Origin of the sequence: Streptomyces aquilus (assembly GCF_003955715.1) — a bacterium.
Taxonomy (GTDB): domain Bacteria; phylum Actinomycetota; class Actinomycetes; order Streptomycetales; family Streptomycetaceae; genus Streptomyces; species Streptomyces aquilus.
The window spans coordinates 3,043,022-3,063,502 of record NZ_CP034463.1 but is presented as its reverse complement, the minus strand read 5'-3'; the positions used below and the strand labels follow the sequence as shown (position 1 = coordinate 3,063,502).

16 protein-coding genes are annotated in these 20,481 nt (G+C 71.8%); 10 read left to right on the top strand and 6 right to left on the bottom strand.

Annotated elements, in window-relative coordinates; all coding sequences use genetic code 11:
• Positions 1-27 precede the first annotated feature (27 nt).
• Both EJC51_RS14125 and EJC51_RS14120 read right to left on the bottom strand, forming a co-directional pair.
• The gene (locus tag EJC51_RS14125; RefSeq protein ID WP_126271401.1) at positions 28-2,112 is read right to left on the bottom strand and encodes a YhgE/Pip domain-containing protein; all 2,085 of its coding nucleotides are present in this window, start codon (positions 2,110-2,112) and stop codon (positions 28-30) included.
• On the bottom strand, positions 2,084-2,809 hold the full coding sequence (locus EJC51_RS14120; RefSeq protein WP_126271400.1) for an ATP-binding cassette domain-containing protein: 726 nt from the start codon (positions 2,807-2,809) through the stop codon (positions 2,084-2,086). The genes EJC51_RS14125 and EJC51_RS14120 overlap by 29 nt, the downstream gene beginning before the upstream one ends.
• Before the next feature lie 169 nt (positions 2,810-2,978).
• Here EJC51_RS14120 and EJC51_RS14115 point away from each other — a divergent pair, with 169 nt between their 5' ends.
• From EJC51_RS14115 to EJC51_RS14105, 3 genes are all read left to right on the top strand, one after another.
• Positions 2,979-3,548 carry an SAV_6107 family HEPN domain-containing protein gene (locus EJC51_RS14115; protein ID WP_126271399.1) on the top strand — a complete coding sequence of 190 codons (570 nt, stop codon included), beginning with the start codon at positions 2,979-2,981 and terminating at the stop codon, positions 3,546-3,548.
• 231 nt (positions 3,549-3,779) lie between these two features.
• A complete protein-coding gene (locus EJC51_RS14110; RefSeq protein WP_126271398.1) occupies positions 3,780-4,544 on the top strand; it encodes a methyltransferase in 765 nt (254 codons plus the stop codon).
• Between the two features lie 283 nt (positions 4,545-4,827).
• Positions 4,828-5,223 (top strand): DUF3040 domain-containing protein, encoded by a 396-nt coding sequence (locus EJC51_RS14105; RefSeq protein ID WP_079308681.1) that lies wholly within the window; start codon positions 4,828-4,830, stop codon positions 5,221-5,223.
• Between the two features lie 193 nt (positions 5,224-5,416).
• Here the strand turns inward: EJC51_RS14105 and EJC51_RS14100 are convergent, their stop codons facing one another.
• From EJC51_RS14100 to EJC51_RS14085, 4 genes are all read right to left on the bottom strand, one after another.
• Positions 5,417-7,801 (bottom strand): transglutaminase TgpA family protein, encoded by a 2,385-nt coding sequence (locus tag EJC51_RS14100; RefSeq protein WP_126271397.1) that lies wholly within the window; start codon positions 7,799-7,801, stop codon positions 5,417-5,419.
• Positions 7,798-9,174 carry a DUF58 domain-containing protein gene (locus EJC51_RS14095; protein WP_126271396.1) on the bottom strand — a complete coding sequence of 459 codons (1,377 nt, stop codon included), beginning with the start codon at positions 9,172-9,174 and terminating at the stop codon, positions 7,798-7,800. Before EJC51_RS14095 ends, EJC51_RS14100 begins: the two co-directional genes overlap by 4 nt.
• Complete coding sequence (locus EJC51_RS14090; protein ID WP_126271395.1) at positions 9,171-10,202, bottom strand: AAA family ATPase; 1,032 nt, start codon at positions 10,200-10,202, stop codon at positions 9,171-9,173. The genes EJC51_RS14095 and EJC51_RS14090 overlap by 4 nt, the downstream gene beginning before the upstream one ends.
• Positions 10,203-10,452: 250 nt before the next feature.
• Positions 10,453-11,061, bottom strand: coding sequence for a beta-class carbonic anhydrase (locus EJC51_RS14085; protein ID WP_126271394.1), 609 nt, complete (start codon positions 11,059-11,061; stop codon positions 10,453-10,455).
• 355 nt (positions 11,062-11,416) lie between these two features.
• Between EJC51_RS14085 and rsmH the strand changes: the two genes are divergently transcribed.
• From rsmH to murD, 7 genes are all read left to right on the top strand, one after another.
• A complete protein-coding gene (rsmH, locus tag EJC51_RS14080; RefSeq protein WP_126271393.1) occupies positions 11,417-12,373 on the top strand; it encodes a 16S rRNA (cytosine(1402)-N(4))-methyltransferase RsmH in 957 nt (318 codons plus the stop codon).
• Between the two features lie 8 nt (positions 12,374-12,381).
• A complete protein-coding gene (gene ftsL / locus EJC51_RS14075) occupies positions 12,382-12,924 on the top strand; it encodes a cell division protein FtsL (protein WP_126271392.1) in 543 nt (180 codons plus the stop codon).
• A 5-nt stretch (positions 12,925-12,929) separates the two neighbouring features.
• Positions 12,930-14,891, top strand: a complete 1,962-nt coding sequence (locus EJC51_RS14070) for a peptidoglycan D,D-transpeptidase FtsI family protein (protein ID WP_279631345.1) — start codon at positions 12,930-12,932, stop codon at positions 14,889-14,891.
• Positions 14,892-15,053: 162 nt separating this feature from the next.
• On the top strand, positions 15,054-16,574 hold the full coding sequence (locus tag EJC51_RS14065) for a UDP-N-acetylmuramoyl-L-alanyl-D-glutamate--2,6-diaminopimelate ligase (protein WP_126271390.1): 1,521 nt from the start codon (positions 15,054-15,056) through the stop codon (positions 16,572-16,574).
• Between the two features lie 4 nt (positions 16,575-16,578).
• Entirely contained in the window at positions 16,579-17,985 is a 1,407-nt protein-coding gene (locus EJC51_RS14060; RefSeq protein ID WP_126271389.1) for a UDP-N-acetylmuramoyl-tripeptide--D-alanyl-D-alanine ligase, read from the top strand.
• Positions 17,982-19,055, top strand: a complete 1,074-nt coding sequence (gene mraY / locus EJC51_RS14055; RefSeq protein WP_179143513.1) for a phospho-N-acetylmuramoyl-pentapeptide-transferase — start codon at positions 17,982-17,984, stop codon at positions 19,053-19,055. The genes EJC51_RS14060 and mraY overlap by 4 nt, the downstream gene beginning before the upstream one ends.
• Entirely contained in the window at positions 19,037-20,470 is a 1,434-nt protein-coding gene (gene murD / locus EJC51_RS14050; RefSeq protein WP_425276790.1) for a UDP-N-acetylmuramoyl-L-alanine--D-glutamate ligase, read from the top strand. The genes mraY and murD overlap by 19 nt, the downstream gene beginning before the upstream one ends.
• Positions 20,471-20,481: the final 11 nt, after the last annotated feature.

Sequence of the window (20,481 nt, the reverse complement as noted above, 5' to 3'; positions counted from 1 at the left end):
CAACCGTGGGCCCGTCGGTCGTCGAGGTCACAGGCTCAGCTCCGGGTGCAGACGGTCGAGGGTCCACACCTGGCGGCGGCGGGCCGACAGGGCGGTCAGTGCGAGCGCGCCCGCGGTGAACGCGACGAGCACCACGCACGCGTGCCACACCGGACCGAGCCCGCCGCCCGTGATGAGCCGGCGCAGCGCCTCGACGACGTAGCTCATCGGCAGGAAGGGGTGGATCGCGTTGAAGAAGCCGGGGCTGGTCTGTACGGGGTACGTGCCGCCCGCGGACGTCAGCTGGAGCATCAGGAAGGCCAGGACGAGGATCCGGCCCGCCGCCCCGAAGCGGGCGTTGAGCCACTGCACGATCGCCGCGAAACACGCCGTGACCAGGAACAGGAAGCCCACGGTCCCCGCCGCCCGCACCATCTGCAGGCCGATCGCCCAGTGCAGCACCGACATCAGGGCGACGGTCTGGAGCACCCCGACCGCCACCACCGGCAGCCAGCCCGCCAGCGCGATCCGCCACGCCGGGGCGCCCGCCGCGAGCGCGCGCCGGTTCATCGGCGCCACCAGCATGTACGCCACCATCGCGCCCACCCACAGGGACAGCGGGATGAAGTACGGGGCGAAGCCGGTGCCGTAGTTGGGCGCCTGGTGCAGGTCCCGGGAGACGAGCTGGACCGGGTCGGCCATGACGCCGGTGCGCTCGTCGCGGTCGGCCTTGCCGTAGTCGGGGATCTGGCCGGCCCCGTCGTGCAGTCCGTCGGAGAGCTTCCCGGTGCCGTCGACGAGCTTGAACATGCCGCCGTTGAGGTCCTGGGCGCCGGTCTTGAGCTTGCCGACGCCCTCGTCCAGGTCGCCGGCGCCGGTCTTGGCGGTGCCGAGGCCTGTGTGGAGCGTCTTGGCGCCCGCGGCGACCTTGCCCGCGCCCTCGTTCAGCTTGTTGATCTTGGAGACGGCGTCGTCGAGGTCCTCGGACAGGTTCGGCGCCCGGTCGGCGAGGGACTGGGCCTGCTTCTGGAGGGTCGCCAGGTTCTTGTCGAGCTTCTTGAGGTCGCCGTCCTGGTCGTCCACGAGGGTGTTCAGGTCGTCCGCGATCGTGGCCACGTCGGCGGCGGCGTCCTTGGCCTTCTTCAGGTCGGCGCAGGCCCCGTCCGGCAGGACCGGGTCCTCGCAGCGCGCCTTGTAGACGTCGTTCAGGGTGTCGGAGGCGGTACGGGCGCCCTTGGCGGCGACGGGGGCCGTCTTCACCAGGGTGTCGAGGTTGTCGCGGATCGCCCCGGCGGAGTCCGCGACCAGCTGGGCGGTGTCGCCGATCGTCTTCTCGTTGTCCTTCAGGAACGGACCCACCTTGTCCGCGACCCCGTTGACCTTGTCGGCCAGCGTCTGGGTGCCCTCCGCGACCTGCGCCGAGCCGTCCTGGAGGTCGCCCGCGCCCTTGTCGAGCTTCTTGAGCCCCTTGGACAGCTTGCCGCTGCCGCTCTTGGCGTCCGTCAGCCCGTCGGCGAGGTCCTTGGAGCCCTTCTCGGCCTTGACCGTGCCGGTCTCCAGCTTGTCGGCGCCCTTGGCGGCCTTGACCGTCGCGCCGTGGATGTCGGAGAAGGAGATGAAGATCTGGTCCAGGAACGACCGCGACGCCTTCGTCGACGCGGCCTGACGGACCTCGCTGAAGACCGTGCGGGAGATCTGGCCGACGATGTAGTTGTTCGCGTCGTTGGTCCTGACCTGGAGCGCGCCCGTCTCGGGGGAGTCGCCCGCGCTGGAGGCGATCCGCGCGCTGAAGTCGGTCGGCACGGTCAGCGACAGGTAGTACGTGCCGTCCTCGACGCCCGCGCGCGCGTCGGCGGCGCTCACCTCGTGCCACTCGAACGTGTCGCTGTCGAGCAGCCCCTTCGTGATGTCGGCGCCCGCGGTGATCTTCTTCCCGTCGGCGGTCGCGCCCTTGTCGTCGTTCACCAGCGCCACCGGGATGCGGTCGAGCCGGCCGTACGGGTCCCAGAACGACCACAGGTACAGGGCGCCGTAGAGCAGCGGCAGCACCAGCAGCGCCACCAGGGCGGCGCGCGGCAGCTTGCCCCGCCCGAAGCGCCGCAGCTCAAGAGCGGCCAGTCGCGGCGAGCGCATCGGTCCCCTCCTTCTGTCCGGTGGCGATCGTCAGAACGCCCTCAGGAGCCTCGCTGCACACCGCCACGACCGTGGTCCCGGCCTCGGCGAGCGACCTCAACAGCGCCCAGACCTCGGCCCGTTCCGCGTCCGACACCTTCAGGTCGACGTCGTCGACGGCGAGGAGTTGCGGACGCCCGATGAGCGCGAGTGCGAGGGACAGGCGCAGCGCCTCAAGCCGCTCCAGATCGCGTACGGCGGTCCGCGAGCCCTTGGGCAGGGCCTCCCGGTCGAGACCGGCGGCGGTCAGGGCGGTGTCGATGCGCAGCCTCGCCTCGTTCGCGCGCTCCGCGCGGGGCCGCAGCAGGGCCCGCAGGGAGTCCCCGAACCGGCGCTGGAGCAGGGCCCGCTCCCGCAGGTGTTCCCCGACGGTGAGGGCCGGGTCGAGGTCGGTGACGCCGGCGACATGGGCGACGGCGCTCAGCCGCCGCACCGCCCCGAGCTGCTTCGGCAGCCGCGCCCCGCCCACGGTCGCGGTCCCCTCGGTGGCCTTCATCCGTCCGGTGAGCGCGAGCAGCAGACATGTGCGGCCGGTTCCCGACGGGCCCTCGACCGCGATGAGCGACCCGGGCTCGGCCTCGAAGGTGATGCCGCGGAAGGCCCACCCCCGCGGTCCCTTGAGCCCGAGGCTCTCGGCTGCGACGGCGATTCCGTCCACAGCCCACCCCCTGAGTGTGTGGCAAGTTTTTGAACTGACTGGTCAGTGCAAAAGTAACCCGAACCTTCGATCGAAGCAAAAGCCCAGGTCAGAACGGATTGTCAGTGCCATACCTCACGATGGGCACATACGGCCACAACGCCGTCACGCAGACGACAGGAGGTTCGTCATGGCCACCTATCACGCAGCAGCCGCCCGCCGGCGCCGCGCCACCGGCCCTGCCCCCTCACTGACCGGACCGGCGAGCGACGTACACCCCGTGCTGCGCCGGACCACGGCCCCGCCCGCCGCCCTCGACCTGCTCGCCCAGGCCCGCGCCGGACTCGACGAGGCCGCCGTCCTGGAGACACCGAACGAGCGCTATGCGACGGCGCACCTCGCCGCCCTGCGCACCGCCGCCGCCGTGCTCGCCGCGCGAGGCCGCCCGGAGCCCACGCCCCGACGCCGCGCCAAGATCCGGAGCGCCTGGGAAGTGCTCCCCGAGATAGCGCCCGAGCTCGCCGAGTGGAGCGCGCTCTTCGCCGCCGGGGCCCGGCGCCGCGCCCGGGCCGAGGCCGGCATCCAGGGCGCGGCCTCCCGCCGGGACGCCGACGACCTCATACGCGACGTGGCGATGTTCCTGCGCCTCGTCGAGCGGATGCTGGTCCTCCAGCCGGTCCTGCCCCAGCCCCGCCAGGACGCCGACCACCCGGACCCCGACGACCACCCAGGGAGCAGGGACATGCCGGACGCGGGGTGACACCGCCGGCGGGACGCGCGCCCGCACCGGCCGGCGCAAGGGGGGCCGCCAAGGTGCCGCGTCCGGCGTATGAGACGTGCCCTCGGCCACCGCCCCGAGGTGACCAGGTGGGGCAACGGAGGCAATAGGGTGGAGGCGCCTGAAGCCCTTCGCCCTCCGTAGCCCGGGCGGGGAGGGTGCCCGTTCGCTCCGCCGCGCAAGAGGCGGTGCCGCGCCGAGGAGTCAACTGTCGTGTCGGACCCGCTGCGACCCCGCGCCTCCCTCCGTACCGCCGTGGTCTGGGAGGTCCTCCAGGACGCTCTCGAACGACGGGTCAAGGCCACGGGCCGGGAGTCCCTGGACGTGCTCGACACCGGGGGCGGCAGCGGCAACTTCGCCGTGCCCGTCGCCCGCCTCGGCCACCGTGTCACCGTCGTCGACCCCAGCCCCAACGCGCTCTTCGCCCTGGAGCGCCGCGCCGCCGAGGCCGGCGTGGCCGACCGGGTCCAGGGCGTCCAGGGCGACGCCCACGGCCTCTTCGACGTGGTCGAGCGCGGCGCCTACGACGCGGTGCTGTGCCACGGCGTCCTGGAGTACGTCGACGAGCCCGCCGAGGGAGTGCGCAACGTGGTCGCCGCGCTGCGCTCCGAAGGCGTCCTCAGCCTGCTCGCGTCCGGCCTCGGCGGCGCCGTGCTCGCCCGCGCCCTCGCCGGCCACTTCAAGGAGGCCAAGCAGGCCCTCGCCGACCCGAACGGCCGATGGGGCGCCGGTGACCCCGTCCCGAGGCGCTTCACCGCCGAGCAGCTCACCGCGCTGGTCGAGGGCGCGGGCCTGGAGGTCGGCGCCGTGCACGGCGTACGGGTCTTCGCCGACCTGGTCCCCGGAGTGCTGGTCGACACCGAGCCCGGCGCCCTGGAGGCGCTGCTCAAGCTGGAGGAGGCGGCCGCCGAGCTCCCCGCCTTCCACTCCGTGGCCACCCAGCTTCATGTGCTCGGCGAGACGCGGACGACCTCCTGAGGCCCGGGTGCCCCGTCCTGGTGCCGCGCTGATCAGGGACTTGGGTGCAGATGGAGTACGCCACAGGCCCCCCGATCGGGCGCCCAGCGCCGTATGATCGAGGGAGACCGCCCGGCATGACGGGCCGGCTGCTGGGGAATGGAAGATTCAGTGGCCGGGACGTTCATGGCGGAATCCGGTTGGCCAATTGGCGTAGAGGGGCGGGTTTCACGGGGGCGATTCCCTGCCTATCCTGAAGGGACCCCCCGGGTCGCCCCGGCGACTGCACGATGAGGAGGACTCCGTGCCGCTCTCGGAGCACGAGCAGCGAATGCTCGAGCAAATGGAGCGAGCGCTGTACGCCGAAGATCCCAAGTTCGCGACAGCGCTTGAGGGAAGCGGGCTGCGCACGTACACCCGGCGACGGGTCTACCAGGCGGTCGCGGGCTTCCTCGTGGGTATCGCGCTCCTCATGGCAGGAATGGTCGCCAAGCAGGTCTGGCTCAGTGTGGTGGGCTTCCTCGTCATGCTGGGGTGTGCGGTACTCGCCGTGACCGGTTGGCGCAAGGCCCCCAAGCCGGGCGAGCAGCCCTCGGCAGGTGGACCGCACGCCCGCCGTCAGCCACGGCAGAAGCGCTCCATGATGGACCGCATCGAGCAGCGCTGGCAGCGGCGCCGCGACGAACAGGGCGGCCAGTAGCTCGACCACAAAGCTGATGAGGGGGTGACCGTCCACCGGACGGTCACCCCCTCACGCACGCCCTTGTTCAGGCCTCTGGCCCCGGCGCCTCCGGGGACCCTGTGAGCGCCTGAAGAACAGCGGTGGACACAGCTGAGGCCCCGATCCGTTCCCCACGGACCGGGGCCTCGGCAGTGATGCGTGCCCTCCGGCCTCAGCTCTGCTGGCCGGACGGTTTGCGCAGGGTCGGCCGGGCCGCCGCCACCCGCGCCGTGACACCGCTCCACCACTCCGAGACGGCCCACACCACTCGGACGGTCGAACGCGGGGCGAAGGTCGCGCGCAGCCGCGTGCCCCGCGGCGCCGTACCGCGCAGCCCGGCGACGGCCCGCCGGACGTCCTCCGCCAGCCCCGCCACCGGACGTGGCCGCGGCGCGTAGAGGACCTGCTCCACCGCTTCGGCCACACGATGCACCGAGGCCGCGGCCTCGGGTTCGAGATGCCCCACCCGGACGATCCGGGCCGCCGCCTTGCGCGGGGTCTGCGACCCGTCCGGCACGATCCCGAAGTCCCAGGCCGTGTCCGTCAGTTCCAGCCAGACCGCCAGAGTGTGCAGCGCGGCGTCCGCCTCGGTCCGTCCGTGCGCCCCCAGCCGTACCGCGCGGGTCCGCATCCGCCACAGCGCGGGCGCCAGCGGGATCGCCAGGGCGGCGAGACCGGCGAACGCCCAGGCCAGCAGGACGTACCACTTCGGACCGTCGTCGTCCTTGATGAGCGCGGCCGCCGCGGACTCGCTCGGGCAGGCCTCGAGCTTCTTCTGCTCCGCCGTGCAGCTCTCGCTCGCGGAGGGGGCGGCGGACGGCGCCGCGCTCGCCGACTGCGTCGGCCTGCCGGTGTCCGGCAGGTTGCTGCCCGGGGCCTCCGTCTGCGTGTACTCGGGCTGCGTGCCCCGGGTCGGGGTCGGCTCGAAGCGGGTCCAGCCCACCCCCTCGAAGTACAGCTCCGGCCACGCGTGGGCGTCCTTCAGCCCCACCGACACCGAACCGTCGCCCTGCGGCGTACCCGGTGCGAAGCCCACGGCGACCCGGGCCGGGATGCCGAGGCTGCGGGCCATGGAGGCCATCGCGAAGGAGAAGTGGACGCAGAAGCCCTGCTTGTTCTCCAGGAACCGGGCGATCGCCTGCGAGCCGCTGCCCGCCTGCACCTGGGTGTCGTACTGGAAGCCCCCGGTCACCGTGAAGTACTCCTGGAGCTTCACCGCCTGCTCGTAGTGGTTCGAGGAGCCGGCGGTGACCTCACGGGCGGTCTTGGTGACGATGTCGGGCAGGGACTTCGGCAGCTCGGTGTACTCGCGCTTCAGGGCCGCGGGCGGCTCCGGCGCCGTGGCGAGCTGCTCGGCCGTCGGCCGCACGTCCAGGCTCCTGACCGTGTACGTCGCCCCGCGCGTGGTCTGGCCGTGGTCCCCGACCAGCGTCATGCCCTCGGGTTCGTAGCGCCACTTCCCGTCGACGTCCACGCCGCTCGGCGGGTACGGCATCGGCAGCCAGTCCTGCTGGTACCAGTCGGCCGCCGAGATCCGCGTCGTGATCTCGGCCCGCCGGACGTCGGCACCGAGCCCGAGCGGGGTGGGGAACTCGTCCGGAACCTTCTCGATGCTGCGCTTGGACGGCTTCCAGGTGGTGCCGTCGAAGTCGTCCAGGGAGACGATCCGCAGGTACTGGCTCGCGGCCGCCTCGGGGTTCGAGCGCACGGACAGGACCTGGCGGTCGTCGTCCGCGTTGAGGTTGTCGCGCAGGGACACCAGGGGGTTCACCGCGGAGATCGTGCCCCCGCTGCCGTTCCCGGCGCCCGCGCCCGTGCCCACGCCGTCCAGGAGGCCGCCGCTCATCGAGGGCAGGGCGATGGGCACCACGAGGGCCAGCCCCAGCGCGACCGCGCCGATGCGCCGCCCGGTGCGGACCGGGGCCACCACACCGGACTCCGCGCCGGGAGTGCGCGGTGCCCCGCCGAAGACCCGCCCCCACTGGGAGAGCCGGTCGCGTCCCTCGGCGAGCAGCAGCATCAGATAGCCCGCCGCCGCGACCAGGAACCACAGCCAGTCCGCGCCGCCGTCGGACAGCCCCGCGGCCACCGAGTACAGCGCCAGCAGCGGCAGCCCGGCCGGAGCCGCGCTGCGGAAGGTCACCGCGAGGGTGTCCACCGCGAGCCCGATGACCAGGACGCCACCGATGATCATCAGCCGGATGCCGGCGGACTCCAGCGGCGCCGGGATCGCGTACCGCGCGATGTCGTCGCTGCCCTGCTGGAGCAGGTCGGCGAAGTGCCGGAAGGCCTCGGGGCCGGGGACGATCCCGGCGACCGCCTGCTCCCGGGCGAAGACCAGGGTCAGCATCATCAGCGTGACCAGCGCCTGCGAGGCCACGGTCAGCGGCCGGGCCAGCGGCACCCGCCGGGTCGCCGCGCCCACCAGGGACTGCACGCCCAGCAGGAAGGCCGCCTGGACGATCCACGTGGCCGGCTCGACCAGGGGGAGCAGGGCGCAGGACGCCATCAGGGTGGCCGCCCAGGCGCACAGCGCCAGTCGTGCCCGCCCGCTCATGCCGGTGCCCCCTCACTGCCCGCGCCGCTCGCCACACCCAGACCGGTGCGCTCACGGTCCGCCTGGCGCCACAGCTCGGTCAGAGAGGCGCCGCGCGGCACGCGCAGCGCCGTCCAGCCCACCTCGCGCAGCATCCGCAACCGCTCCTCGCTCCGGTCCAACGGCCCGGCCACATCGGTCGGTTCCCGCCCCCAGCTCGCGCTGTCCAGCAGGAAGGCGACCGCGCCGCCGCTGCGCTGGCGCATCTTGGCGGCGACCGTGGCCTGTTCCTCGTCGAGGTCGCCGAAGAAGGCGACCAGCAGCCCTTCGTTGCCGCCGCGCAGCACGTCGTACGCGCGCGACAGGCCGGTGCCGTCGGAGTGGTCGATCACCGCGAGGGTGTCCATCATCAGGCCCGCCGCGTCCGCCGACTCCTGGTTCGCGCCGGCGAACCCGTCCGCGCCCTCGCCGGGCACCGAGCTGCCGGTGTCCGTCAACAGCCGTACGGAGAAGCCGCGTTCGAGCATGTGGACCAGCGCCGACGCGGTGCCCGAGACGGCCCACTCGAACGCTGAGTCGGGGCCCGCGCCGTGGAAGGCGAGACCCCGGGTGTCGAGCAGCACCGTGCAGCGGGAGCGCTGCGGCTGTTCCTCGCGGCGCACCATCAGCTCGCCGTAGCGCGCGGTGGAACGCCAGTGCACCCGGCGCAGGTCGTCGCCGTAGCGGTACCCGCGCGGGATGACGTCGTCCTCGCCGGCCAGCGCGAGCGAGCGCTGTCGCCCGTCGCCGTAGCCCTTCGCCTCGCCGCTGAAGCGGACCGGCGGCAGCGGCTCCACGCGCGGGATCACCGTCAGGGTGTCGTACGAGGAGAAGGACCGGGTCAGCTCGCACATGCCGAACGGGTCGGTCAGGCGCAGCTGGAGCGGGCCCAGCGGGTAGCGGCCGCGCAGGTCGGAGCGGACCCGGTAGGACACCTCGCGGCGGCCGCCCGCCTCGACCCGGTCGAGGACGAAGCGGGGGCGCGGGCCGAGCACGTAGGGCACCCGGTCCTGGAGCATGAGCAGGCCGGTGGGCAGCCGCGAGACGTTGTCCATCCGCAGATGGACGCGGGCCTCGCTGCCGGCGGGCACGCGCGCGGGGGAGAGCCGGCGGCTGCCGGCGACCCGGTAGCGGGTGCGGTACAGGACGGTGGCGCAGACCAGGGGCAGCACGGCCAGCAGCAGACCGACCCGCAGCAGATCGCTCTGCCCCAGGACGTACGCGCAGATGGCGGCGGCGATGCCCGCGGCCAGGAAGGACCGGCCGCGGGTGGTCAGGCCGGCCAGCGCGGTGCGCATCCCGCCCTTGTCGCCCCGGTCGGCCTCCGCGTGGCCCGGCCCGGCGGCGGTGGTCATCCAAGCCTCCGCGGCGGCTGCTGGCCGTAGCCCGGCGTGCCGTGGCCGAGGCCCATGCCGCCCTGCTGCTGGGGCACCGGGGTGCGCTGCAGGATCTCCTGCACGACCTGCTCCGCGGTGCGCCGGTTCAGCTGGGCCTGGGCGGTGGGCAGCAGGCGGTGGGCCAGGACGGCGACGGCGAGGGCCTGCACGTCGTCCGGCAGCGCGTACTCCCGGCCGCTGAGCGCGGCCGACGCCTTCGCCGCGCGCAGCAGATGCAGCGTCGCGCGCGGGGAGGCGCCGAGTCTGAGGTCGGGGTGGGTGCGCGTGGCGGCGACCAGGTCGACGGCGTAGCGCCGGACCGGGTCGGCGACATGGACGCCGCGGACGGCGTCGACCAGCTTCACGATGTCGTGCGCGTGGGCCACCGGCTGGAGGTCGTCCAGCGGGTTCACCCCGCCGTGGACGTCGAGCATCTGCAACTCGGCCTCCGCGCTGGGGTAGCCGATGGAGACCCGTGCCATGAAGCGGTCGCGCTGGGCCTCCGGCAGCGGGTAGGTGCCCTCCATCTCGACCGGGTTCTGCGTGGCCACCACCATGAAGGGGCTGGGCAGCTCGTAGGTCTGCCCGTCGATGGTGACCTGCCGCTCCTCCATGGACTCCAGGAGCGCGGACTGCGTCTTCGGCGAGGCGCGGTTGATCTCGTCGCCGATCACGATCTGCGCGAAGATCGCGCCCGGCTTGAACTCGAAGTCCCGGCGCTGCTGGTCCCAGATCGAGACACCGGTGATGTCCGAGGGCAGCAGGTCGGGCGTGAACTGAATACGCCGCACCGAGCAGTCGATGGACCGCGCCAGTGCCTTCGCCAGCATGGTCTTGCCGACGCCGGGGACATCCTCGATCAGAAGATGCCCCTCGGCGAGCAGCACGGTCAGCGAAAGCCGTACGACCTCGGGCTTGCCCTCGATCACACCCTCCACCGAACTGCGGACTCGCTCCACAGTGGCAGTCAGATCAGTGAGGCTCGCTCGATCGTCATAGGTCGTCACCCGGCCCTCCTCGGCCCGTTCTTTCTCCGGGCCGACGCTCTGCGTTGCGGACCGGCCCACCCCGAATCACGGACACCACGCGGAAATGGTTCCGCGTGACGTCCATCCACGCATTCTTGCTGCCGTTACCGATTCGTGTCACTCGCCTGTGGACAACTGCCTGCGATTTGTCGGGGCTTGCGACGCTTTGGGTGCCCCGGAAGCGGAAATCAACAGCAGAACGACAGCTTCGGAGCGCGGCCGGGCGCGGTCAGGCGGGGTCGATCTCGCGCAGCAGGCCGGTCTTCACGTCGAAGACGAAGCCGCGCACGTCGTCGGTGTGCAGCAGGAACGGGTTGGTGCGCACCCGCTGCATGGACTGGCGTACGTCCTGGTCGACGTCCCGGAAGGCCTCCACGGCCCAGGCGGGGCGCTGGCCGACCTCGTCCTCCAGCTCGGTGCGGAAGTCCTCGGTGATCTGCTCCAGGCCGCAGTTGGTGTGGTGGATCAGCACGATGCTGCGGGTGCCCAGCTTGTGCTGGCTGATGGTGAGCGACCGGATCACGTCGTCGGTGACCACGCCGCCCGCGTTGCGGATGGTGTGACAGTCGCCGAGCTCCAGGCCGAGCGCCGCGTGCAGGTCGAGGCGGGCGTCCATGCAGGCCACGATGGCGACGTGCAGAACAGGGCGGGCGTCCATGCCGGGGTCGGTGAACGCGGCGGCGTACTGCTCGTTCGCGGCGACGAGCCGGTCGGTGACGGCGCCGGTACGTATGGCGCCTTCGGATGCGGTGGCGGCGGATGCAGAAGTCGTCATGGTGACGACATTACTGGTCACCGCTGATCCGGTCCTGCGGTGAGAAGGGAAAAAGACCGTCATCACGTCCTCTTTGTGAGGTAAGCCACAGGGGTGGCGGGGTACGCCCGAGCGGGTGATTTCCCGCCGTCGGCCGCCTCGCCCCGATGCCCGGCCGCGACGCGCAGGCCGGTTGATTGACCGCGAGACACCGTGGACTAAAGTGACGCGAAGCGGGAGGCGAGGTCTCCCTGCTGGCATGAATTCCCCAGGAGAAACCGGCGCAGTCACCGGATCTCCCCACGCGCGCGGCGCGTACGTACGGCTCGGCCTCCTCCCGCTCCCGGCCGGCTGACGCTTCCGGCGCCGGCAGGCCTCCCCTTCACGAGCGGGCGGGGACCCGGCGGTGCGTACGGCCCGCCGGACCTGAGAGGGCCCCTTGAGCAACACGCGACATGTCCCGGTGATGCTCCAGCGCTGCCTGGACATGTTGGCCCCCGCCCTGCACGCCCCCGGAGCGGTCGTCGTCGACTGCACCCTCGGTCTCGGCGGCCACAGTGAGGCCCTCCTCCAGCAGTTCCCCGAGGCCCGGCTCGTCGCCCTCGACCGCGACAAGGAGGCCCTGCGCCTGTCCGGCGAGCGCCTCGCGCCCTACGGCGAGCGTGCCACGCTCGTCCACGCGGTCTATGACGAGCTTCCGGAGGTTCTCGAGCGACTCCGCATTCCGCACGTCCAGGGCGTCCTGTTCGACCTCGGCGTCTCCTCCATGCAGCTCGACGAGGCCGACCGCGGCTTCGCCTACGCCCAGGACGCCCCGCTCGACATGCGCATGGACCAGACGACCGGCATCAGCGCCGCCGAGGTCCTCAACACCTACCCGCCGGGCGAGCTGGTGCGGATCCTGCGGGCGTACGGCGAGGAGAAGCAGGCCAAGCGGATCGTGGCCGCGATCGTGCGCGAGCGCGAGAAGGAGCCGTTCAGCAACAGCTCGCGGCTCGTCGAGCTGATCCGGGACTCCCTGCCGCAGGCCGCCAAGCGCACCGGCGGCAACCCGGCCAAGCGCACCTTCCAGGCGCTGCGCATCGAGGTCAACGGCGAACTCTCCGTCCTGGAGCGGGCGATCCCGGCCGCGGTGAAGGCCCTCGGCGTCGGCGGACGGATCGCCGTGCTGTCGTACCACTCGCTGGAGGACCGGCTGGTGAAGCAGGTGTTCGCGGCCGGCGCCGCCAACACCGCGCCCCCCGGACTCCCGGTGATCCCCGAGCAGTACCAGCCGCGGCTCAAGCTGCTCACGCGCGGTGCCGAACTTCCCACCGAGGAAGAGGTCGCCGAGAACCGGCGGGCGGCCCCCGCGCGGCTGCGTGGCGCCGAGCGGATCAGGGCGGACATCGAGTGAGGAGCGGAGTGAGCAGGAAACCCGAACTGAGGGGGCGGGCGGCTCGGCTCGCGCGGCTCTTCCCACCCCATTCCGGCTCCGGCCGGCCCGGTTCCGGCCAGGCCGCCCGCACCCCGTTCGTGCTCCTCGTCGTGCTCCTTCTCGGCGGCGGCCTCATCGGACTCCTCGTGCTGAACTCCGCGCTCAGCGAAGGGTCGTTCAAACTCGACGACCTCCAGAAGGAGACCAAGAGCCTCACCGACCAGGAGCAGGCCCTCCAGCGCGACATCGACGCCTACTCCGCCCCCGACGCCCTCCAGCGCCGGGCCCGCGAACTCGGCATGGTCCCCGGCGGAGACCCGGCCTTCCTCGCCCCCGACGGCACCGTCAAGGGCGTCCCGAGCGCCGCGGCCGAGCAGTCCGCGGTCCAGGTCGTACGACCCCCCGAGGCGATGCCCGTCACGGCCGCGTCCCCGACGCCCACGGCCGCGCCCACCCCCACGGCCGTCCCCACCCCCGCAGTCACGCCCTCCACCGAACCGTCCTCCGCGACCCCGACCCCCGGCAGGTGACGGAAGTGTCCGACAGGGAACCGCCGCGCCGCCGTGTGCCCGGACCCGCCAGGCCCGCCCCCGACGGCCGCCGGCGCCCCGCCGGCCCCGGCGCCCGCCCGGCCCGCCGCCCACCGGCGCCCCGCCCCGCGGCCCCGCGCGCCACGGCCGCACGGCAGATCCGGCTCGGCAGCCCCCGGCCCCGGCTGCGCATGGTCAGCCTCGGCCTGACCCTCGTCCTGATCGCCTTCGCGGTCCGGCTCCTCCAGGTCCAGGCCGTCGACGCGAGCACCTACGCCGCCAAGGCCGAGCAGAACCGGTACGTCGGCTACACCCTGACCGCCGAGCGCGGCCAGATCACCGACCGCGGCGGCGTCGCCCTCGCGACCAGCGTGGACGCGTACGACATCACGGCCGACCCGACGCTCTTCAAGCGCAAGCAGCTCAAGATCGACGACGGGCCCGAGCAGGCCGCCGCGCTGCTCGCCCCGATCCTCGGGCAGGAGCAGGCCGACCTGGCCGAGAAGCTCCGCACCAAGGGGCAGTACGTCAAGCTCGCCGGACGGCAGACCCCGCAGGTCTGGAAGCAGATCAAGGACCTCAAGAGCGCCCTGGCCGCGAAGGCCGAGGACGGCACCGGTGTCAACGTCCTCGCCGGTGTCTTCGCCGTCGCCACCAGCAAGCGCGTGTACCCGAACGGCGATCTCGCCGCCGGGATACTGGGCTGGGTCAACGCCGACGGCAAGGGCGGCGGCGGGATCGAGCAGAAGCTGAACACGCTGCTGTCCGGCAAGGACGGCAAGATCCGCTACGCCCAGTCCGGCGGCCGGCAGGTCCCGACCGCGGGTTCCACGGAGACGCCCGCCGTGCCCGGCAGCGACGTCGAGCTCACCATCGACCGCGACATCCAGTGGGCCGCGCAGAACGCCATCACCGAGCAGGTGCGCAAGTCCAAGGCGGACCGCGGCTACGTGATAGTGCAGGACACCAAGACCGGCGAGATCCTCGCGATGGCCAACTCGCCCGGCTTCGACCCCGGCGACCTCTCCCAGGCCGACCCCGGCACCCTGCACAACTGGGCCGTGGAGGACGCCTACGAGCCCGGCTCCACCGCCAAGGTCATGTCGATGGCAGCCGTGCTGGAGGAGAACGTAGCGACGCCGCTGACGCACGTCACCGTGCCGAACCGGCTGCACCGCGGCGACCGGCTCTTCAAGGACGACATCGACCACAAGACCTGGTACCTCACGCTCAACGGCGTGCTCGCCATGTCCAGCAACATCGGCACCATCCTGGCGACCGGCCAACTCGGCAAGACCCAGGCCCAGTCCAACCAGGTCCTCTACTCCTACCTGCGCAAGTTCGGCCTCGGCAGCTACAGCGGCCTGGACTTCCCCGGCGAGACGAAGGGCATCCTCGCCGCGCCCCAGGACTGGTCGACCTCGCAGCAGTACACGATTCCTTTCGGCCAGGGCGTCTCCCTCAACGCGATGCAGGCCACGTCCGTCTACTCGACGATCGCCAACGGCGGCGTCCGCGTCGAACCCACGCTCGTGCGGGGCACGCAGGGACCCGACGGACGCTTCACACCCGCCGCGAAGCCCAAGAAGTCAAGGGTGATCAGCGAGAAGACGGCGAAGACCCTCGCCCGGATGCTGGAGTCGGTCGTGGACGACGAGGCGGGCACCGGTGCCAAGGCGCGTATTCCGGGGTACCGGGTCGCGGGCAAGACGGGTACGGCCAACCGTGTGGATCCGGCCACCGGCAGGTACCACGGCTACACCTCGTCGTTCGCCGGGTTCGCGCCCGCCGACAGCCCCCGCATCACCGTGTACTGCGCGATCCAGAACGCCACCAAGGGCAGCTACTTCGGCGGTCAGATCTGCGGCCCCGTCTACAAGCAGGTCATGGAGTTCGCCCTGAAGACCCTCCAGGTCCCACCGACGGGAACCAAGTCCGCCTCCCTTCCCGTCACCTTCACGCCCTGATCAGTACGAGCAGCCAGGAACCACCTCGTGACAACGATCACTCCCGATCCCGGGAACCAGAGCACGCCCGCGCCCTCGCTTCGCTCCGAAGCGGGTGTGCCCGGTACGCTCACCGCCGTGCCACACGCTGATCAGTCCCAAACCACCCAGAAGGGCCATCCCGTGACATATCCGGGACCGCCCCGGCCGGTCCGGGTCTCCGCAACACCCCTCGCGGAACTCGCCGATCAGCTGGGTGTCGAGCAGCCGGACAGCACCGCCGAGGTCACGGGCATCACCCATGACTCGCGCGCGGTCCGCCCCGGCGACCTGTACGCCGCCCTCCCGGGCGCCCGCCTGCACGGCGCCGACTTCGTCACCCAGGCCGCCGGCCTCGGCGCGGTCGCCGTGCTCACCGACCCGACCGGCGCCGAGCGCGCCGCGGCGACCGGTCTGCCGGTCCTGGTCGTGGACGACCCGCGCGCGCGGATGGGCGAACTGGCGGCCACCATCTACGGCCACCCGGGCCGCGACCTGCTCCAGATCGGCATCACCGGCACCTCCGGCAAGACCACCACCGCCTACCTCGTCGAGGGCGGCCTGAAGACCAAGAACAACACCGGTCTGATCGGCACGGTCGAGATGCGGATCGGCGACGAGCGCATCAAGTCCGAGCGCACCACCCCCGAAGCCACCGATCTCCAGGCCCTGTTCGCGGTCATGCGCGAGCGCGGCGTCGAGGCGGTCGCGATGGAGGTCTCCAGCCACGCCCTGGTGCTCGGCCGGGTCGACGGCTGCGTCTTCGACATCGGCGTCTTCACCAACCTCAGCCCGGAACACATGGAGTTCCACTCCGACATGGAGGACTACTTCCGGGCCAAGGCACAGCTCTTCACGCCGAAACGCAGCAGACTCGGCGTCGTCAACTTCGACGACGAGTACGGCCGCCGCCTCGTCGAGGAGGCCACGGTCCCGGTCGTCACCTTCTCCGCCGAGGGCCACCCCGACGCCGCCTGGCGCGCCGAGAACGTCCAGGTCGGCCCGATGGACTCGACGTTCACCGTGATCGGCCCCGAGGGCGAGCGCATCCACGCCCGGTCGCCGCTGGCGGGCCCCTTCAACGTGGCCAACACCCTCGCCGCGATCGTCGCCCTCGCCGTCGCCGGGCTCGATCCGCAGACCGCCGCCGACGGCGTCGCCGCGGTGCCGGGCGTGCCGGGGCGCCTGGAGCGCGTGGACGCCGGACAGCCGTATCTCGCGGTCGTGGACTACGCCCACAAGACCGACGCCGTCGAGTCCGTCCTCAAGGCGCTCCGCAAGGTCACCGAGGGCAGCCTGCACGTCGTGCTCGGCTGCGGCGGCGACCGCGACCGGACCAAGCGCGCGCCCATGGGCGCCGCCGTGGCGCGGCTCGCCGACACCGCCGTACTGACCTCCGACAACCCCCGCTCCGAGGACCCGCTCGCGATCCTCGCAACCATGCTCGAAGGCGCGGCGTCCGTGCCAGTACACGAGCGCGGCGAGGTCCAGGTCTTCGAGGACCGGGCCGCCGCGATCGCCGCAGCCGTCGCCCGAGCACGGCCCGGAGACACCGTGCTGGTCGCGGGCAAGGGCCATGAGCAGGGCCAGGACATCGCCGGGGTGGTCCGTCCGTTCGACGACCGCCAGGTGCTTCGAGAAGCCATCCAGAAGACCCAGGGATGAACTTGTGATCGCCCTCTCTCTCGCCGAGATCGCCTCAGTCGTCGGCGGGCAGACGCACGACATACCGGATCCGTCCGTCCAGGTCACCGGGCCGGTCGTCCGGGACTCCCGAGAAGTGGAGCCCGGCAGTCTCTTCGTCGCCTTCGTCGGCGAGCGCGTCGACGGCCACGACTTCGCGGCGCAGGTCGTCGAGGCGGGCGCGGCCGCCGTGCTGGCGTCGCGCCCCGTCGGCGTGCCCGCGATCGTCGTGGACGACGTCCAGACCGCGATCGGCGCCCTCGCGCGTGAGGTCGTACGACGGCTCGGCGCGACCCTCGTCGCCCTGACCGGCTCGGCGGGCAAGACCAGCACCAAGGACCTCATCGCCCAGGTGCTCCAGCGCAAGGCGCCGACGGTGTGGACGCCGGGCTCGCTCAACAACGAGATCGGGCTGCCGCTGACCGCCCTGTCCGCCACCGAGGAGACGCAGTTCCTCGTGCTGGAGATGGGCGCCCGCGGCATCGGCCACATCCGCTACCTCGCCGAACTGACGCCCCCGAAGATCGGCCTCGTCCTCAACGTCGGCACCGCCCACATCGGCGAGTTCGGCGGTCGCGAGCAGATCGCGCAGGCCAAGGGCGAGCTCGTGGAAGGGCTGCCGGAGGAGGGCGCGGCGATTCTCAACGCCGACGATCCTCTCGTACGGGCCATGGCGTCCCGTACGAAGGCGAAGGTGATCCTTTTCGGAGAGTCCGACGAAGCGGACGTACGCGCCGAGAACGTGAGACTCACGGACACGGGACAGCCGGCCTTCAGGCTTCGCACACCCTCCGGTGACAGCGACGTGACCATGCGCCTGTACGGTGAGCACCACGTGTCGAACGCGCTCGCCGCGGCCGCCGTCGCCCATGAGCTGGGCATGTCCGCGGAAGAGATCGCCACCGCGCTCTCCGAGGCGGGCTCCCTCTCCCGCTGGCGGATGGAGGTCACCGAGCGCCCGGACGGCGTGACCGTCGTCAACGACGCCTACAACGCCAACCCCGAATCCATGCGGGCCGCACTGCGCGCGCTCGTGGCCATGGGCCGGGGGCGGCGGACCTGGGCGGTGCTCGGCAAGATGGCCGAGCTCGGGGACGAGGCGCTCGCCGAGCACGACGCGGTCGGACGGCTCGCCGTCCGGCTCAACGTCAGCAAGCTCGTCGCGGTCGGGGGCAGGGAAGCGTCCTGGCTGCAACTGGGCGCATATAACGAGGGTTCGTGGGGTGAGGAGTCGGTGCACGTGTCCGACGCACAGGCGGCGGTCGACCTGTTGCGCAGCGAGCTGCGCCCGGGAGACGTCGTTCTCGTGAAGGCGTCCCGTTCGGTCGGCCTGGAGAGCATCGCCGCGGCGCTGCTCGCGACCGGTGCCGAGGGTGAGGTTTCCGCCCGATGATGAAGCAGATCCTGTTCGCAGGAGTCATTGGTCTGTTCCTGACCCTGGTCGGCACCCCGCTGCTGATCAAGCTGCTCGCCCGCAAGGGCTACGGCCAGTACATCCGCGACGACGGCCCGCGCGAGCACGCCAGCAAGCGCGGTACGCCGACCATGGGTGGTATCGCCTTCATCCTCGCGACGGTCGCCGCCTACTTCCTGTCCAAGATCATCACCGGCTACCCGCCCACCTACTCGGGCCTGTTGGTGCTCGGCCTGATGGTCGGCATGGGTCTGGTCGGCTTCCTCGACGACTACATCAAGATCGTCAAGCGGCGCTCGCTCGGTCTGCGGGCCAAGGCGAAGATGGCCGGCCAGCTGATCGTCGGCATCAGCTTCGCGGTGCTCGCCCTGATGTTCCCGGACGCCCGCAACAACACCCCGGCCTCCGACAAGCTGTCGTTCATCACGGACTTCGGCTGGAAGATCGGCCCGGTGCTGTTCGTGATCTGGGCGCTGTTCATGATCCTCGCCATGTCGAACGGCGTGAACCTGACGGACGGTCTGGACGGCCTGGCCACCGGTGCCTCCGTGCTCGTCTTCGGCGCCTACACGTTCATCGGCGTCTGGCAGTTCCAGGAGTCCTGCGCCAACGCGGGCACCCTGACCAACCCCAACGCCTGTTACGAGGTGCGCGATCCGCTCGACCTCGCGGTCATCGCCTCGGCGCTGATGGGCGCCTGCCTCGGCTTCCTGTGGTGGAACACCTCGCCGGCCAAGATCTTCATGGGCGACACCGGTTCGCTCGCGCTCGGCGGTGTCCTGACGGGTCTGGCCATCTGCTCCCGCACGGAGCTGCTCGTGGCCATCATGGGCGGCCTCTTCGTCCTCATCACCATGTCGGTGGTCATCCAGGTCGGCTCGTTCCGGATGACCGGCAAGCGGGTCTTCCGGATGGCGCCGCTCCAGCACCACTTCGAACTCAAGGGCTGGTCCGAGGTCCTCGTGGTGGTCCGCTTCTGGATCATCCAGGGCATCTGTGTGATCGTCGGCCTGGGTCTCTTCTACGCGGGATGGGCGGCAGAAAAGTGACCTCCTCGGTGTCCGCGGACTTCCAGGGCAAGCACGTCACGGTCGCCGGACTCGGCGTCTCCGGCATCCCGGCGGCCAAGGTGCTGCACGCGCGCGGGGCGCTCGTCACGGTCGTCAACGACGGCGACGACGCACGCGCGCGTGAGCAGGCCGCCGAGTTGGAGGCGCTCGGCATCACCGTCCGCCTCGGCGACGGCGCGACCCTGCCCGAGGGCACCGACCTCATCGTCACCGCACCCGGCTGGAAGCCGGACAAGCCGCTGTTCGAGGCGGCCCGCGCGGCCGGCGTGGAGATCTGGGGCGACGTCGAACTCGCCTGGCGCCTGCGGGGTCCCGACGCGGCCCCCTGGCTCGCGATCACCGGCACCAACGGCAAGACCACGACCACCCAGATGCTGGCGGCCATCCTGAAGGCGGCGGGCCTGCGCACGGCGGCCGTCGGCAACATCGGGATCTCGGTGCTGGACGCGGTGCTCGGCGAGGAGCGGTACGACGTCCTGGCCGTGGAGTTGTCGAGCTACCAGCTCCACTGGGCGCCCTCCCTGCGCGCCCACTCCGCCGCCGTGCTGAACCTCGCGCCGGACCACCTCGACTGGCACGGCTCGATGGAGGCGTACGCACGCGACAAGGGCCGCATCTACGAGGGCAATCGCGTCGCCTGCGTCTACAACGTCGCCGACAAGGCCACCGAGGACCTGGTCCGCGAGGCCGACGTCGAGGAGGGCTGCCGGGCCATCGGCTTCACCCTCGGCTCGCCCGGCCCCTCCCAACTCGGCGTCGTGGACGGCATCCTGGTCGACCGCGCCTTCGTGGAGAACCGGCAGAAGAACGCCCAGGAACTCGCCGAGGTCTCCGACGTCAACCCGCCGGCCCCGCACAACATCGCCAACGCCCTTGCGGCGGCGGCCCTCGCGCGCGCCTTCGGGGTGCCCGCCAAGGCCGTACGGGACGGTCTGCGGGCCTTCACCCCGGACGCCCACCGCATCGCGCACGTGGCCGACGTGGACGGCGTCGCCTACGTCGACGACTCCAAGGCCACCAACACCCACGCCGCGGAAGCCTCGTTGGCGGCGTACGAGTCCATCGTGTGGATCGCCGGCGGGCTCGCCAAGGGGGCCTCCTTCGACGAGCTGGTCGCCAAGTCGGCAAAGCGACTTCGGGGCGTGGTGCTGATCGGCGCCGACCGGGCCCTGATCCGCGAAGCCCTCGCGCGACACGCGCCGGAAGTACCCGTCGTCGACCTCGACCGGACCGACACTGGGGCGATGCTCCAGGCGGTGACGGAAGCGAAGCGGCTGGCTCAGCCCGGCGACACGGTGCTGCTGGCCCCGGCCTGCGCCTCCATGGACATGTTCACCAACTACAACAAGCGCGGTGACGCGTTCGCGGAGGCGGTTCGCGAACTCGGCTCCTGACCGACGTAGCG